This window comes from Zestomonas insulae, from assembly GCF_016901015.1.
Classification (GTDB): Bacteria; Pseudomonadota; Gammaproteobacteria; order Pseudomonadales; family Pseudomonadaceae; genus Aquipseudomonas; species Aquipseudomonas insulae.
This window is the reverse complement of record NZ_JAFEUP010000002.1, coordinates 836,998-851,378: the sequence shown is the minus strand read 5'-3', so window position 1 is coordinate 851,378 and position 14,381 is coordinate 836,998. Positions and strand designations below refer to the sequence as shown.

Annotated in this window: 16 protein-coding genes and 1 tRNA gene; 12 read left to right on the top strand and 5 right to left on the bottom strand. The window is 65.8% G+C overall.

Annotated elements, in window-relative coordinates:
- Positions 1-45 precede the first annotated feature (45 nt).
- Entirely contained in the window at positions 46-1,065 is a 1,020-nt protein-coding gene (gliR, locus tag JQX08_RS09525; protein WP_205348124.1) for an AraC family transcriptional regulator GliR, read from the top strand.
- A 47-nt stretch (positions 1,066-1,112) separates the two neighbouring features.
- On the opposite strand, the gene JQX08_RS09520 is transcribed toward gliR, so the two are convergent.
- Positions 1,113-2,327 carry a molybdopterin molybdotransferase MoeA gene (locus JQX08_RS09520; protein ID WP_205348123.1) on the bottom strand — a complete coding sequence of 405 codons (1,215 nt, stop codon included), beginning with the start codon at positions 2,325-2,327 and terminating at the stop codon, positions 1,113-1,115.
- On the bottom strand, positions 2,324-2,863 hold the full coding sequence (moaB, locus tag JQX08_RS09515; RefSeq protein WP_205348122.1) for a molybdenum cofactor biosynthesis protein B: 540 nt from the start codon (positions 2,861-2,863) through the stop codon (positions 2,324-2,326). The genes JQX08_RS09520 and moaB overlap by 4 nt, the downstream gene beginning before the upstream one ends.
- A 77-nt stretch (positions 2,864-2,940) precedes the next feature.
- Here moaB and mobA point away from each other — a divergent pair, with 77 nt between their 5' ends.
- From mobA to JQX08_RS09500, 3 genes are all read left to right on the top strand, one after another.
- Positions 2,941-3,558, top strand: a complete 618-nt coding sequence (gene mobA, locus JQX08_RS09510; RefSeq protein ID WP_205348121.1) for a molybdenum cofactor guanylyltransferase MobA — start codon at positions 2,941-2,943, stop codon at positions 3,556-3,558.
- 61 nt (positions 3,559-3,619) lie between these two features.
- Positions 3,620-3,841, top strand: coding sequence for a YgdI/YgdR family lipoprotein (locus JQX08_RS09505; RefSeq protein WP_205348120.1), 222 nt, complete (start codon positions 3,620-3,622; stop codon positions 3,839-3,841).
- A gap of 135 nt (positions 3,842-3,976) precedes the next feature.
- Positions 3,977-4,053: transfer RNA gene (locus JQX08_RS09500), tRNA-Pro, on the top strand.
- A gap of 61 nt (positions 4,054-4,114) precedes the next feature.
- Here JQX08_RS09500 and JQX08_RS09495 read toward each other — a convergent pair.
- Complete coding sequence (locus JQX08_RS09495) at positions 4,115-4,351, bottom strand: glutaredoxin family protein (protein ID WP_205348119.1); 237 nt, start codon at positions 4,349-4,351, stop codon at positions 4,115-4,117.
- Positions 4,352-4,494: 143 nt separating this feature from the next.
- Here JQX08_RS09495 and JQX08_RS09490 point away from each other — a divergent pair, with 143 nt between their 5' ends.
- A complete protein-coding gene (locus tag JQX08_RS09490) occupies positions 4,495-6,459 on the top strand; it encodes a monovalent cation:proton antiporter-2 (CPA2) family protein (RefSeq protein ID WP_205348118.1) in 1,965 nt (654 codons plus the stop codon).
- 1 nt (position 6,460) lies between these two features.
- On the opposite strand, the gene JQX08_RS09485 is transcribed toward JQX08_RS09490, so the two are convergent.
- On the bottom strand, positions 6,461-7,018 hold the full coding sequence (locus JQX08_RS09485) for a TetR/AcrR family transcriptional regulator (RefSeq protein ID WP_205348117.1): 558 nt from the start codon (positions 7,016-7,018) through the stop codon (positions 6,461-6,463).
- Positions 7,019-7,199: 181 nt separating this feature from the next.
- Between JQX08_RS09485 and JQX08_RS09480 the strand changes: the two genes are divergently transcribed.
- The 3 genes from JQX08_RS09480 to JQX08_RS09470 all read left to right on the top strand — a co-directional run bounded on the left by JQX08_RS09480 (position 7,200) and on the right by JQX08_RS09470 (position 10,396).
- Positions 7,200-8,117 (top strand): pyridoxamine 5'-phosphate oxidase family protein, encoded by a 918-nt coding sequence (locus JQX08_RS09480; protein ID WP_205348116.1) that lies wholly within the window; start codon positions 7,200-7,202, stop codon positions 8,115-8,117.
- An 11-nt stretch (positions 8,118-8,128) separates the two neighbouring features.
- On the top strand, positions 8,129-8,995 hold the full coding sequence (locus JQX08_RS09475) for an MBL fold metallo-hydrolase (protein WP_205348115.1): 867 nt from the start codon (positions 8,129-8,131) through the stop codon (positions 8,993-8,995).
- Positions 8,996-9,118: 123 nt separating this feature from the next.
- Entirely contained in the window at positions 9,119-10,396 is a 1,278-nt protein-coding gene (locus JQX08_RS09470; protein WP_205348114.1) for an OprD family porin, read from the top strand.
- A 56-nt stretch (positions 10,397-10,452) separates the two neighbouring features.
- On the opposite strand, the gene JQX08_RS09465 is transcribed toward JQX08_RS09470, so the two are convergent.
- The gene (locus JQX08_RS09465; RefSeq protein WP_205348113.1) at positions 10,453-11,661 is read right to left on the bottom strand and encodes an ammonium transporter; all 1,209 of its coding nucleotides are present in this window, start codon (positions 11,659-11,661) and stop codon (positions 10,453-10,455) included.
- Between the two features lie 355 nt (positions 11,662-12,016).
- On the opposite strand from JQX08_RS09465, the gene JQX08_RS09460 reads away from it, so the two are divergent.
- The 4 genes from JQX08_RS09460 to JQX08_RS09445 all read left to right on the top strand — a co-directional run bounded on the left by JQX08_RS09460 (position 12,017) and on the right by JQX08_RS09445 (position 14,372).
- Positions 12,017-12,328, top strand: coding sequence for an ElaB/YgaM/YqjD family protein (locus JQX08_RS09460; RefSeq protein WP_205348112.1), 312 nt, complete (start codon positions 12,017-12,019; stop codon positions 12,326-12,328).
- A gap of 2 nt (positions 12,329-12,330) precedes the next feature.
- A complete protein-coding gene (locus tag JQX08_RS09455; RefSeq protein WP_430472513.1) occupies positions 12,331-12,726 on the top strand; it encodes a phage holin family protein in 396 nt (131 codons plus the stop codon).
- Positions 12,723-13,070 (top strand): hypothetical protein, encoded by a 348-nt coding sequence (locus JQX08_RS09450; protein WP_205348110.1) that lies wholly within the window; start codon positions 12,723-12,725, stop codon positions 13,068-13,070. Before JQX08_RS09455 ends, JQX08_RS09450 begins: the two co-directional genes overlap by 4 nt.
- A gap of 138 nt (positions 13,071-13,208) precedes the next feature.
- Positions 13,209-14,372, top strand: a complete 1,164-nt coding sequence (locus JQX08_RS09445; RefSeq protein ID WP_205348109.1) for an EAL domain-containing protein — start codon at positions 13,209-13,211, stop codon at positions 14,370-14,372.
- The last annotated feature ends 9 nt before the right edge of the window (positions 14,373-14,381 follow it).

The following is a 14,381-nucleotide window of genomic DNA, read 5'->3' as shown; positions in this document are numbered from 1 at the left end:
CAGCGCGAGTTGCCAATCAAGACAGCGAATAACAAGAAGTCCGCCATGCACGCACTGGGTTACACCTCCGTTCCCGCCCTGCTCAAGTACCTGCGCCTGGCCGAGCGCCAAGGCCTCGATCTGGACGCCGCGCTGAGTGCCGCCGGGCTCAGCCGCGCCGACCTGCAGGACAACGGCAGTCGCCTGCCCAGCGAGGCGCACGAGAAGCTGCTCAACCATCTGCTGGCCGCCTCCGGTGATCCTCTGTTCGGCCTGCACGCCGCAGCGTTCGTGCAGCCCGGCTCGTGGAGCGTGCTCGGCTACATCACCATGAACTGTGCCACCCTCGGCGAAGCGATGAGCCGCATCGTGCCCTACGAAAAACTGGTCGGCGACATGGGCGTCAGCCGTCTGGAGGCGGCCGGTGATCACGTACGGCTGATCTGGACCTGTCGCCACCAGGCCGCCGACATCCGCCGGCACATGGTCGAGAACGTCCTCGCCTCCTGGCTGCTCTACGCACGCTGGATCGCCGACATGGACCACTCGCCTCGCGAAGTGTGGTTCGAGCATGCGCAGCCGGCGGGCACCACGCTGAACGACTACCAGGCGGTGTTCGGCTGCCCGGTGCACTTCGGCCAGCCGGTCAACGCCCTGCTGGTGCCGCTGGAATACCTGCAGGTGCCGCTGCGCCAGGCCGACCCCAATCTGCTGCGCACCCTCGAAGAGCACGCCCTGACGCTGATGGCCGGGCTGGACAACGACGAGCCGCTGCCGCTGCGGGTGAAGAACGCGCTGCGCCTGCTGCTCAAGGAAGGCCTGCCGCGCAAGGAGCGGGTAGCCGAACGTTTCAACATGACCGTGCGCACCCTGCAACGCCACCTGCAGCTGGCGGGCACCAGCTATCAGGAAATCCTCGACCAGCTGCGCCAGGAACTGGCCGAGCACTACCTCACTCGCAGCGAGCTGGCCGTGCAGGACATTGCCCAATACCTGGGCTTCACCGAATCGCGCTCGTTTCATCGCAGCTTCAAGAGCTGGACGGGGATGACCCCCGGCGAGTTCCGCGAAAGCCACAAAGGCTGAGCGTGGGAGCGGCCCACGGCCACCTCCCACGCCACACAAGCTGCGGATTACACCAACAGTTCGCTGAGCGGAATGAAATCGACCAGCTCGCCTTCCGCGAGGGTGCGACCTTCGCGCACTTCCACCAGGCCGTCGGCCCACGCCACACCGCGCAGCACGCCGGAGCTCTGGTTCTTGTAGAGCAGTGCGCGGCCCTGCTCGAAGCGCGCGCGCAGGAACTCGCGGCGGCTGCCCGGCTTGCTCCAGGCGAACCCCGCAGGCACCGGGAAACGCAGCGGTTCGACACTCTCCACGCCGAGACGGCGCAGCAAATACGGCCGCGCCAGCAGCGCGAAAGTGACCAGGGTCGACGCCGGATTGCCCGGTAGGCCGAGCAGCGGCACGCCTTGGTAGCGGCCGAAGGTCAGCGGCTTGCCCGGCTTGATCGCCAGTTTCCACAGCGCCAGCTCGCCGTCTTCGCGCAGTACCTGACCGAGAAAATCCGCCTCGCCGACCGACACGCCGCCGGTGGAGACGATCAGGTCCACCGCATTCAGCTCCGTGAGCCGCGCGCGGGTCAGGGCCAGGTCGTCCGGCAGGATGCCGCCATCCACCACCTCGCAGCCGAGCTGTTCGAGCCAGCTGCACAGCAGACGTCGATTGCTGTTGTAGATCTGCCCGGGGCCGAGCGGCTGACCGGGCTCGACCAGTTCGTCGCCGGTGGACAGCACCGCGACCCGCGGCCGGCGGACGACGCTCAGCTCTGCCGCGCCGAGGGTGGCGCAGAGGCCCAGCTCGACCGGACTCAAGCGCGTACCGGCGGCCAGTACCGTTTCACCCTGACGGGTTTCCTGGCCCTGCGGGCGCACGTGCTGGCCGGCGGTGAGGCGCTCGAGGAAGCGCACGCGGCCGTCGTCGAGCAGCTCGGCGTTCTCCTGCATCTCCACGCAATCGGCGCCCTCGGGCAGCGGGGCACCGGTGAAGATCCGCGCGCAAGTACCCGGCTCCAGCGGCGCGGGCGCCTGGCCGGCGAAGATGCGCTGGCTGACGCGCAGCGGCTCGTCCTGCCAATCCGCCAAGCGCAGGGCGTAGCCGTCCATGGCGCTGTTCGGCCACGGCGGCAGGTCGAGCTCGGCCACCAGGGGTTCCGCCAGCACGCGTCCACAGGCGGCGGCCAGCGGCAGGATTTCGCGTTCGCGGATCGGCGCCGCCTCGGCCAGCTGCAGCAGCCGCTCGAGCGCTGCCTCCAGCGGCATCAGGCCGGGATGCTCACAGCCACTCATCCACGCGACTCGCAGGGCGCTACCGGCTTGAGGTGGGCGACGAAATTGCACGGCCGATGGCGGGCATCCAGCTGCTCGGCGAGGATGCCGTCCCAACCGGTACGGCAGGCGTTGGTCGAGCCCGGCAGGCAGCACACCAGGGTGCCGTTGGCCAGGCCGGCGAGCGCCCGCGATTGAATGGTCGAGGTGCCGATATCCGGCACGGAAATCTGCCGGAACAGCTCGCCGAAACCATCGACCTGCTTGTCCAGCAGGCAGGCCACGGCTTCCGGGGTGCTGTCGCGGCCGGTGAAACCGGTGCCGCCAGTGATCAGCACGACCTGCACTTGCTCCTCGGCGATCCAGGCGGCGACCTGCGCGCGAATCTTGTACAGATCGTCCTTGAGCAGCACCCGCGCGGCGAGCGTGTGGCCGGCGGCGCTGAGGCGATCGACGAAGAGTTGGCCAGAGGTGTCGGTGTCCAGGGTACGGGTGTCGCTGACGGTCAGCACGGCGATGTTGAGCGGGACGAATTCCGCATCGGCCTTGTGGCTCATGATTGGGTGTCCGATTGTGGAGAAAGCAGGCCAGTGTTATATCACAGGCCCTCCCAGCCGGCTCCGGAGCCCGCCCCATGCCTAGCGCCACCGCCCTTCCCGCCTGCTCCGTGCTGCTCCTCGCCGGCGGTCGCGGACAGCGCGTCGGCGGTGCCGACAAGGGCTTGCTGGACTGGCACGGCCAACCGCTGATCGCCCATCTGCACGCCACCGTGCGGCCACTGACCGACGACCTGTTGATCTCCTGCAACCGCAACGCCGCACGCTACGCGCCCTATGCCGATCGCTTGGTGCACGACGCATGCGATGACTTTGCCGGCCCGCTGGCGGGCATTCGTGCTGGGCTGGCTGCGGCGAAGCATGACTGGCTGCTGGTGCTGCCGTGCGACGGGCCACGCGTCGATGTGGCGTTGATCGCCGCACTGCGCCATGCCGCGCAGACACAGCCACAGCAGGCCGTGATGGTGCGTCAGGGTGAGTACTGGCAGCCGCTGTTCAGCCTCTGGCCGCGCAGCGTTGCGCCAGCCCTGGAACAAGCCTGGCAGGCCGGCGAGCGCAGCCCGCAGCGAGTGCTTGTGGCGCAGGGCGTGACGCCGCTGGATTGCCCGCCGGACGACCCGCGTCTGGCCAACCTCAACACCCTGGCCTTGCTGGCTGACGAGGGTTCGGCGGACCGAGTCGCGGATCGACAGTGAACCCTGAAGACGTTTCTCCGTCAGATAAACGGTAAACATCCCGTTCTTAAGGAGACTAACGATGACTCAACGGATTCTTCTCGCGGCCCTGCTCGGGCTCGGTATCGGCACCCTGGCAGGCTGCTCGTCGCCTTCGGTGATTACCCTGAACGACGGTCGGGAAATCCAGACGGTCGATGCACCCAACTACGACGACGAAGCTGGTTTCTACGAGTTTGAACAGCTGGATGGCAAGCGCGCGCGGGTGAACAAGGATCAGGTCCGCACGGTCAAGGAACTCTGACAAACAGCGCCGGCGGAAGCCCTCCGCCGGCGCTGTTTAGCACGTTTTTTTTCGATCCGGCCGCGCTGCCCCGCACAAAAAAATCTACATAACCTCTTGTGCAACAAAAGTTTTTCGGTATTATTGTCGCCACTTCGGAGTGTAGCGCAGCTTGGTAGCGCGTCTCGTTCGGGACGAGAAGGTCGCAGGTTCGAATCCTGTCTCTCCGACCAAATTGAAAAACCCGCCTCAAGGCGGGTTTTTTATTGCCTGCGATTTTTCGCGGCACGCCGCTCACTGCAGGAAATTGGCCACCTGTTCGCCATCGAACGGCCAATCCAGCTCGGCGCCGGTGTCGCAGCGGCGCAGCACCGGAATGCGCAAACCGTAGCGCTCGACCGACTCTTCGTACTCCGCGATATCGATCAGCTCGACCAGCAGGCCATGCTCGACAAACGGCATCAGCAGCGCCTCAGCCACTTCACACAGATGACAACCGAGGGTGCCGAAAAGTTGGCATTCTGGGAGCATAAATCGACCTCTCAAGCGCAGAGGCCGCAGTTTAGCACCTGTCCACCGCCGCTCTACCCAGGTGGCCGCACTGTGCTTTGCTGAGTACGACGACCGGTTCGCGCCGTTCGCATGACGGGCGCAACACGCCAGGGAGATGCACCGTGTTCACCAACCTGCTGATCATCTTTTCCGCCTCGCTGGTGGTGATCGCCCTGTTTCGCCGCCTCAATCTCCCACCGGTGCTCGGCTACCTGTTCGTCGGCGTGCTGATCAACCCCGCCGCGCTGGGCTGGGTCAGCCACAGCGAAGACCTGCCGCGCATCGCCGAACTCGGCGTGGTGTTCCTGCTCTTCACCCTCGGCCTGGAGTTTTCCCTGCCGCGCATGCTGGCGCTGCGTAGCGTGGTGTTTGGGCTGGGCAGCCTGCAGGTGATCGCCTGCACCCTGCCGCTCGCCGCCCTGCTCTACTTCGTCTTCGACCTGCTGCCGGCAGCCGCGCTGCTGATCGGCGGCGGGCTGGCACTGTCATCGACGGCGATCGTCAGCAAGGAACTGACCAGCCTCGGCGAGGTGTTCAGCAAGCACGGGCAGAACGCGATCGGCGTGCTGATCTTCCAGGACCTGGTCGCCGTGCTGTTGCTGACCATGCTGCCGGCGCTGGCCGGCGGTGGCAGCGACAGCAGCTGGTACATGGCCCTCGGCGTGACCCTCGGCAAGACCGCCGTGCTGTTCGCCGGCCTGTTCCTCACCAGTCGCTGGTTGCTGCCGCGCCTGTTCCACGAAGTCGCCTCGGCGCGTTCGCCCGAGCTGTTCGTGCTGCTGGTGCTGGTCCTGGTGCTGATGACCGCGGCGCTGACCCACCTGCTCGGCCTGTCGCCGGCGCTCGGCGCCTTCCTCGCTGGCATGCTGCTCGGCGAGAGCCACTACCGTCATCAGATCGAGGCGGACATTCGCCCGTTTCGCGACATCCTGCTCGGCCTGTTCTTCGTTAGCGTCGGCATGCTCATCGACTTCCACCAGTTCCTCAGCGACGGCCTGCTGATCGCCGGCCTGACCCTGGCGCTGATGCTTACCAAGGGCGCAGTGGTCGCCCTGCTGGTGCACCTGCGCGGCGGCGATGCCAACAGCGCCTGGCGCACCGGCCTGGCGCTGGCCCAGGGTGGCGAGTTCTGCTTCGCACTGGTCACCCAGGCCGGCCAGGTGCGACTGCTGCCGGCCGAGGTCGGCGGGCTGCTGCTCGCCGCGACATTCTGCTCCATGGCGCTGACCCCGCTGCTGCTGCGCGCCGCGCCGAAGTTCGCGCGCTGGCTGCAGCGCCGCGACGCCAAGGACACGGTGCTCGAGGTCGCCGCCGCCAGCGAGGCACTCGATCAGCACGTGGTGATCTGCGGCTACGGGCGGGTCGGCCAGTCGATCGGGCGCTTTCTGCGCCGAGAGAAGATCGCCTACATCGCCCTCGATGACGACCCGGTGCGCGTGCAGGAAGCCGCCGCCGGCGAGAGCTGCGTGCACTACGGTGACTCGCGACGTGCCGATCTGCTCGAAGCGGTCGGCCTGGTGCGGGCACGCCTGCTGGTAGTGGCGGTCGACAACGCCCAGGCGACCCTGCGCATCGTCGAGCTGGCGCGCGAGCTGCACACCGCGCTGCCGATCCTCGTGCGCACCCGCGACGACAGCCACCTTGCCGCTTTACAGAAGGCCGGCGCCACCGAGGTGGTGCCCGAAGTGCTGGAGTCGAGCCTGATGCTGGCCTCCACCGCACTGGTCCTGCTCGGCCTGCCGCAAGCGCAGGTACAGGCGCAGATCGACGAGGTGCGACGTAATCGCTACAGCCTTCTGCACGGCTATTACCCGGGTGCACAGAGCGATCTGCTCAGCTCGCCGGACCAGCAGAAGGTGCTGCTGCACGCGGTCAACCTGAACGAAAACGCCTATGCCTGCGGCAAGCAACTCGACGAGTTGCAGCTGGAAGAACTCGGCGTGGAGGTGCAGGCCGTGCGCCGCGACGGCGAGGAAATGGTGGTGAGCGGCGCCGCGCAACTGCATCACGGCGATGCGGTGATTCTCTCCGGCCCGCTGGATGCCATCGAAAGCTGCGAAGCGCGCCTGCTGGCCGGGTTGCGCTGAGTCAGACGCCGGCGGCGGCGAGCAACTGCTCTGCGGCGGCCTTGGCCTCCAGAGCCTGGTTGCCGGGGCCCATGACATGTGCCATGGCCATCGCGCCTTCCATCAGAAACTGCAGCTGACGCGCCAGGCGCTCGGGCTGCGGCGCCTGCAAGCCCTCGAGGCAACGCAGGAAATGCGCTTCGGTCAGCGCCTTCTGCAAAGCCGCCTCGCGGTGAATCGAATGTTCGCGGTCATGGAATTCGGCCGCCGCATGGATGAACAGACAGCCGCAGAAATGCTCCTGGCTGATCATCTCGTGAATGCGGTCGAACACCGCCAGCAGCGCCTCCCGCGGCCCCAGCCCATGCAGGGTCTCACCCATGACCTCGAGCATGTGCAGACGGCGTTGCTCGAGCACCGCGACGATCAACTCGTCCTTCGACTTGAAGTGCTTGTACAGGGTCATCTTCGCCACGCCGGACTCCGCCAGGATCCGGTCGATGCCGGTAGCGTGGTAGCCCTCGCGGGAGAACAGCTCGAAAGCGGTCTGCACCAGTTGTTCGCGTTTGCTCGTTGCCATCTGTCCTCTCCTGAGCGGCGCATTATCCGCGTCCGGCTAGTACGGCTCAAACCTCGTTCCGGCCATTGTGCAGCTGAAAATGGACGTGACGGTTGAAATATACAGACTTGTCTGTCTAACATCCAGAAACGCTCAACCGCTATGGCCATGAGCGACCCGCAAGTGCGGCTCGGAGGCGACGATGCACAGTCCATTTCACCCCGGTGAACAAGCCATCCAGCGCCACGTCGGCGTGCGTGAGCAGATGGAAGCGGTCGGCCAGCGGGTGATCCGCGATTACATGCCGGATCAGCATCGGCAGTTCTTCGCCCAACTGCCGTGGCTGCTGGTCGGCAGCCAGGATCACGACGGCCAGCCACAGGCCTCGCTGCTGTGGGGCCAACCCGGGTTTGCCCACTCCCATGCGCCCGACCATTTGCGCATCGACGCCCTGGCGGAGCCCGACGACCCGCTGTACGCCAACCTGCGACCCGGCGCGCGTCTCGGCCTGCTCGGCATCGAGCTGCCGACCCGGCGCCGCAACCGCATGAATGGCGCGCTGCTGGAGCAGGACGACAGCGGCTTCAGCGTCGCGGTGCAGCAATCCTTCGGCAACTGCCCGAAGTACATCCAGATCCGCGACTGGCAGATCGAACACCGCGAGCCCGGACCGCTGGAAAGTGGCGTGGGCCTGGATCGACGCTGGCTGGAGCTGGTGCAGCGCAGCGACACCCTGTTCATCGCAAGCCAGCATGGCGACCCGCACAGCGGCGGCGTCGACATCTCGCATCGGGGCGGCGCGCCGGGCTTCGTCACGCTCGGCGCCGATCAGCGCCTGTGGCTGCCGGACTACAGCGGCAACCTGATGTTCAACACCCTCGGCAACCTGTTGCTCGACCCGCGCTGCGGCCTGCTCTGGGTGGACTTCGCCAGCGGCGACCTGCTGCAACTGGAGGCCCGCGCCGAACTCTACTGGCCGGACCAACTGACGGCAGTCGGCGTCACGCTGCCGGCTGGCACCGAGCGTCTGCTCGCGCTCAGCCCGGGCCGCTGGCGCCTGCGCCGCAACCGCTTGGCGTTGCGATTCGGCGCCCCACAACGCTCACCCTATCTGCCATAAGGACATCGCTAATGCGCCGGCTCCCACTCTTGTCATCCCTGGCCATGCTGGCCGTGTTCAGCCTCGACCTGCAGGCCGCCGAGCTGCGCTTCAGCCTGGTCAAGACGGCCGAGGCCGAAGCGCGCGAGGCCCTCACGGTCGAGGACGGCGCCTGGACCCGCGAGGTCAAGGTGACCCACGTCGCCGTGCTGATTGAGCACCACGCCGCCACCTTGCTGTTCGATACCGGCCTGGGCCGCCAGGTCGACAGCCAGTTCACCGAGATGCCCGCCTGGCTGCGCCCGCTGATGCAGTATGGGCCGGTCAGCCCGGCACGCGACCAGTTGGACAAGGACGGCATTCGCATCGATCGCATTCTGCTGTCGCATGCGCACTGGGATCACGCCTCAGGCTTGGTCGACTACCCGGAAGTGCCGGTGTGGGCGCCGTACGAAGAGATCGAGTTCGCCGAGATTTCCACCCCGCCGGCGATCCTGCCCAGTCAGTTCCAGCACCCGGTGAAGTGGCGACCGTTCGTCTACCAGCCCACCCCCTTCATGGGCTTCGACGAGAGTCTCGACATGTTCGGCGATTGCAGCGTTGTGCTGGTGCCGCTGAGCGGTCATACGCCCGGCTCGGTGGGCCTGTTCCTGACCCTCGCCGACGGCCGCAGGTTCTTCTTTACCGGCGACGCCAGCTGGCGCCTGTCCGGCTTCACCGGCCCGCACGAGAAGTTCTGGTTCAGCCGCAGGCTGGTCGACAACGACCGCGATGCCACGCGGCAACAGCTGGAGCGCGTCCACGATCTGCTGGCCAAGCAACCTGGCCTGACCGTGGTCCCGGCCCACGATGGCGAAGTGCAGGAAAAGCTGGGGTTCTACCCGCACTGGGTGGAGTGAGGGGTACGCAAAACTCCTGCCGACTAAGGTCTAAAAGCCACTTTGTTCATCCTGTGCTTTATTTCTGGGTGTAACAGTACGGTCACAAGCCGCCTGTCATACCCACGAGGAGAAAACACAATAATGAACACCTCCCCTCTAGCCCGTGCCGTGGCCTTCGCCACTCTCGGTGCCGGCGCGGTCCTCCCCAGTCTGGCCCATGCCGAGTTCATCAAGGACAGCAAGGGCACGCTCGAACTACGCAACTTCTACTTCAACCGTGACTTCCGCCAGGACACCCCGGTACCTGCCCAGTCGAAACAGGAAGAATGGGCGCAGGGCTTCATCATGCGTCTGGAATCCGGCTTTACCGAAGGTTCCATCGGCGTAGGCCTGGATGCACTGGGCCAACTGGGTCTGAAACTCGACTCCAGCCCCGACCGCACCGGCACCGGCCTGCTCAAACCGGACGCCCAGGCCGGCCAACCTGCCCACGACGAATACAGCGAGCTGGGCCTGACCGCCAAACTGCGCGCGTCGAAGAGCGTCCTCAAGCTCGGCACCCTGGCGCCGAAGCTGCCAGTCGTGCAGGCCAACGACACCCGCCTGCTACCGCAGACCTTCAGCGGCGGCTCGCTCAACTCGCTGGAGATCGACGGGCTGACCTTCGACGGTGGTCGCCTGCGCCAGTACAACCAGCGCAACTCCTCGGACTACGAGGACATGATCCTCAACAGCGCCGGGGGCCGACGCAACTTCACCGGCATCGCCGGGGTGACCGCAGACAACTTCGACTTCGCCGGCGCCACCTACAAGTGGAACGACAGCCTGAGCACCAGTTACCACTACGGTGCCCTCGACCAGTTCTACAAGCAGCACTACTTCGGCCTCATCCACGTGCTGCCGATTGCCGATAAGCAGACGCTGAAGTCCGACATTCGCTTTGCCCGCTCCACCGACGATGGCGACACCAACGTCGACAACAAAGCGCTCAACGCCATGTTCACCTATACCCTGGGCTTCAACGCCTTCGGCATCGGCTATCAGAAGATGAGTGGCGACACCGGCTTCGCCTACATCAACGGCACCGACCCGTACCTGGTGAACTACATCCAGATCGGCGACTTCGCCAACAAGGACGAGAAATCCTGGCAGGCCCGCTACGACTACAACTTCGCCGGCCTGGGCATTCCCGGCCTGACCTTCATGACCCGTTACGTGACCGGCGACAACGTCGACCTGATCACCACGCCAGGCGAGGGCAAGGAGTGGGAGCGCAACATGGACATCGCCTACGTGTTCCAGGACGGCCCGCTGAAAAACCTCGGGGTGAAATGGCGCAACGCGACAGTGCGCACCAACTTCACCAACGACCTCGACGAGAACCGTCTGATCGTCAGCTACACCATGCCGTTGTGGTAACTGGTCCGGCATGAAAAAGCCCGCCAATCGGCGGGCTTTTTCGTTGCGGCAGCCGCTTACTCGTGGCTCATCGCGCCGATTTTGTGGATCGACAGGTCGGCGCCGTAGTACTCCTGCTCCTGGCTCAGGCGGATGCCCACGGTCAGCTTGATCACCCCGTACACCAGGAAACCGCCGAGCAAGGCGACCAGTACGCCAAGGCCAGTGCCGATCAGCTGGCTGATCAGGCTCACCCCGCCGATCCCGCCCAGCGTCTGCTGGCCGAAGATGCCACAGGCGATGCCGCCCCACACGCCGCACAGGCCGTGCAGCGGCCACACGCCGAGCACATCGTCGACCTTCCACTTCACCTGGGTCGCGGTGAACGCCCAGACGAACAGCGCACCAGCCACCAGCCCGGTGGCGAGGGCGCCGATCGGGTGCATCAGGTCCGACCCGGCGCACACGGCAACCAAGCCGGCGAGCGGACCGTTGTGCAGGAACCCCGGGTCGTTGCGACCGACCAGCAGCGCGGCGACCGTGCCGCCGACCATCGCCAGCAGCGAGTTGACCGCCACCAGGCCGCTGATGCCGGCAATCGACTGGGCGCTCATCACGTTGAAGCCGAACCAGCCGACGATGAGAATCCACGAGCCCAGGGCGAGGAACGGGATGTTCGACGGCGCGAACGCCACCAGGCGCCCGTCGCGGTAACGGCCGTCACGCCGGCCGAGCAGCAGCACCGCGCCGAACGCCAGCCAGCCGCCCATGGCATGCACCACCACGGAACCCGCGAAATCATGGAAGCTGGCGCCGAAACGTTCGCTCAGCCAGCTCTGCAGGCCGAAGTTGCCGTTCCAGATCAGCCCCTCGAAGAACGGATAGACGAAGGCCACGATCAGCAAGGTCGCGCACAGCTGCGGGCCGAATTTCGCCCGCTCGGCGATGCCACCGGAGATGATCGCCGGAATCGCCGCGGCGAAGGTCAGCAGGAAGAAGAACTTCACCAGCGCATAACCGTGATCGGCGGTGAGCGCCGCGGCGGGTTGGAAGAAGGTCACCCCGTACGCAACCCAGTAGCCGACGAAGAAGTACGCCAGGGCCGACACGGCGAAGTCGGAGATGATCTTCGACAGGGCGTTGACCTGGTTCTTCAGGCGTACCGTGCCGACTTCGAGGAAGGCGAAACCGGCGTGCATCGCCAGCACCATCACCGCGCCGAGCAGGATGAACAGGGTATTGGAACCGTGGATCAGGTTCTCCACAGCGCTATTGATATCTTCCATCGCACAGGACTCCTGCGTTGGGAAAAGCACCAAAGAGAATCACACCCCGGCCTGGACGCACCATTTGAAGGCTCACGCGCACCGTGAGGAGCCACGCGAACGTTCCGAATTGGCGCACCGAGATAGACAGGAAGAAAAGAAGCTCTATGCTTTTCTTATATTTTTCAGTTACTTGTTTATATTTCGCGAACTGATCGGCGCCTAACAACCGCACAACCTCAGGGCAAACCAGCCGCTTTACGCACCAGCACAATGCAAGCGCTATACCAGCCGCCAACCGGCAGCAACAGGCGAGGAACCATCCTCAAGCCACTAGACTCATACCCTTGAATGCCCCACTGCATGGAGAGACCGCATGGCCCGCAAGACTGCGAACGAACAGGACACCCTCTTGGCCGAATTCAAGGCGCTGGTGAGTGAGACCGAAAAATTGCTGCAGGACTCCGCCGCGCTGGCCGGCGAGGAAGCCGATTCCCTGCGTCTGCAGGTCAACGACAGCCTGACCCGCGCCCGAGAAACCCTGCAGGACGCCGAAGAGGCGCTGCGCGGCCACGGCAAGGCCGCGCTCGCCGCGACCGAAGCCTATGTCGCCGAAAACCCCTGGCAGGCCCTCGGCCTGGCCGCCGGCATCGGCGTGCTCATCGGCCTGCTCGCCTCGCGTCGCTGATCATGAGTGAAGCTATGGAAAGCCAAGCTGCCGACGATCGCCACGGCGCCTCGCCGCGCCGCCTGGGCGCGGCCGTACTGGGGTTGCTGCACGATCACGTCGAACTGTTCGGCATCGAGTTGCAGGAACAGAAAGGCCGCAGCCTGCGCCTCCTGCTGTTCGCCGGCTTCTCGCTGATCTTCGGCCTGCTGCTGATCGTCGGCCTGTCCTCGGTGCTGATCGTCGCGCTGTGGGACACCGAGTACCGGATGCCGGCGATGATCGGCCTGTGCCTGCTCTACGCGATCGCCACCGGCTATTGCGCGGTGCGCCTGCACGCCGCGGTCACCGACGAATCCTCCCCCTTCAGCGCCACCCTGCAAGAGCTGGCGCGCGACCGTGAGCGCCTGCAGCCATGACCCCGCCCGAACTCCCCGCCCACGCCAGCCGCCAGGAGCTGCGCAAGGCGCTGATCCGTCTGCGCCTGGAGATGCATCGCCAGGAAATCCGCCACGAGACCCGCCAACTGCTGCAGCCGCTGCACAAGGCGCGCAGCTTCACCGGCAGCCTGCCGCGCAGCCTCGGCCTGGGCAGCGCACCAGCCTGGGGCATCGGCGCACTGGCAGCCCTCGGCCTGCTGACCCGCAAGCGTCGCGGCCTGGTGCGGCTGGTGCGCATCGGCACCCTGCTCTACCCACTGCTAATGGTGGCGTTGCGCCGTCCAGGCAGCCCGCCCAGCAACGAACCACCGGCAAAAATCTGAGCAACTGGCCACCTTTTTGCTAACGGCTTGAGCGGTCGGCCTTTGCGCCGCCGCTCAAGCCGTTCGTACGGCGATCTTCCGAAGCAAGTCAGCCAGTGCATGTTCCCACGGTTGGGAACAGCGACTTAAGGAGTCACCGTGATCGATGGGCAACCTCTTGCCTGTTTTCAGCCCTTCATCGATACCGCCACCGGCCTGATCGCCGGCGTCGAGGCGCTCGGCCGCCTGCGTCAGGCCGACGGCCAACTGCTCTCCGTCGGCCCATTGTTCGCCGACCCCAAGGTGCCGGGCACCGCGCTTCGCCGCCTCGACCGGCAGATTCGCGACGACGCCCTGCGACGCCTGCACGAGGCACCCGCCGACTGGTTTCTCAGCCTGAACATCTCGCCGCGTTGGATCGGCCGCCTGCGCCCCAATCAGCAGCTGCCGAGCCTCAAGCAATTGCAGCAGTGCGGCGTGCCTGCCGAGCGCGTGGTGTTCGAGATCACCGAGCTGGGCGGCGGCAGCTTGCGCCTGCCTGACGTTGTCGCGCGCTACCGTGAGGCCGGCGCGCGGATCGCCATCGACGACTTCGGCGCCGGCTACTCGCAGCTCGACCGCGTTCTGGCGCTGCAGCCGGACATCCTCAAGCTGGACATGCGCCTGTTCCAGGCCGCCGCGCGCGGTGGGCCAAGCAGCGAAGTGGTCAAGGCGCTGGCGCAGATGGCGGAAAAGACCGGCTGCTGGATCATCGCCGAAGGCGTGGAAACCGAGGCCGAGCTGAATTTCGCCCTGGAGTGCGGCGCGCGCTATGTGCAGGGCTATCTGTTCGCCAAGGCCGAACTGGAGTTCTTCGCCGCCGATGCCTTCGTGGCGCGCTTCGCCGCGCTGCGTGACCGCTACGTGCAGCAGAAACTCGCCGAACGCGCGCGCCTGATGAGCGTACGCCAGCAGCTCGCCGAACTGATGGGCAGCCTCAAACCCTGGGCCGAGCAAGGCGCTGTACGTGAGCTGCTGCCCGCGCCGAAGGGTTACCCGTGGCTGCTGCGCATCTACCAGTGCGACCGCAACGGTACGCAGATCAGTGCCAACCTCGACTGGCGCGACGACCGCTGGCAGGAGGACGACCGCTATTTGGGCCACAACTGGTCGTGGCGCCCGTACTTCTACCAGTTGCTCGCCGAAGGCTGGGACGAACGCCGCTTGATCCTCTCCAGTACCTACCGCGACGCAACCAGCAACCAGTACTGCCTGACCGCCGGACAGTTCATCGACAACGGCAAGCGCCTGCTGCTGGTGGACATCGACGCGGCCGGGCTGTAACTCGCTCGC

Coding starts and splice junctions, on each gene's coding strand:
- moaB (WP_205348122.1), bottom strand. CDS start 2,863: ATGAGCCACAAGGCCGATGCGGAATTCGTCCCGCTCAACATCGCCGTG.
- JQX08_RS09465 (WP_205348113.1), bottom strand. CDS start 11,661: ATGGAAGATATCAATAGCGCTGTGGAGAACCTGATCCACGGTTCCAAT.
- gliR (WP_205348124.1), top strand. CDS start 46: ATGCACGCACTGGGTTACACCTCCGTTCCCGCCCTGCTCAAGTACCTG.
- JQX08_RS09460 (WP_205348112.1), top strand. CDS start 12,017: ATGGCCCGCAAGACTGCGAACGAACAGGACACCCTCTTGGCCGAATTC.
- JQX08_RS09505 (WP_205348120.1), top strand. CDS start 3,620: ATGACTCAACGGATTCTTCTCGCGGCCCTGCTCGGGCTCGGTATCGGC.
- JQX08_RS09485 (WP_205348117.1), bottom strand. CDS start 7,018: ATGGCAACGAGCAAACGCGAACAACTGGTGCAGACCGCTTTCGAGCTG.
- JQX08_RS09470 (WP_205348114.1), top strand. CDS start 9,119: ATGAACACCTCCCCTCTAGCCCGTGCCGTGGCCTTCGCCACTCTCGGT.
- JQX08_RS09520 (WP_205348123.1), bottom strand. CDS start 2,327: ATGAGTGGCTGTGAGCATCCCGGCCTGATGCCGCTGGAGGCAGCGCTC.
- JQX08_RS09480 (WP_205348116.1), top strand. CDS start 7,200: ATGCACAGTCCATTTCACCCCGGTGAACAAGCCATCCAGCGCCACGTC.
- JQX08_RS09495 (WP_205348119.1), bottom strand. CDS start 4,351: ATGCTCCCAGAATGCCAACTTTTCGGCACCCTCGGTTGTCATCTGTGT.
- JQX08_RS09475 (WP_205348115.1), top strand. CDS start 8,129: ATGCGCCGGCTCCCACTCTTGTCATCCCTGGCCATGCTGGCCGTGTTC.
- mobA (WP_205348121.1), top strand. CDS start 2,941: ATGCCTAGCGCCACCGCCCTTCCCGCCTGCTCCGTGCTGCTCCTCGCC.
- JQX08_RS09455 (WP_430472513.1), top strand. CDS start 12,331: ATGAGTGAAGCTATGGAAAGCCAAGCTGCCGACGATCGCCACGGCGCC.
- JQX08_RS09450 (WP_205348110.1), top strand. CDS start 12,723: ATGACCCCGCCCGAACTCCCCGCCCACGCCAGCCGCCAGGAGCTGCGC.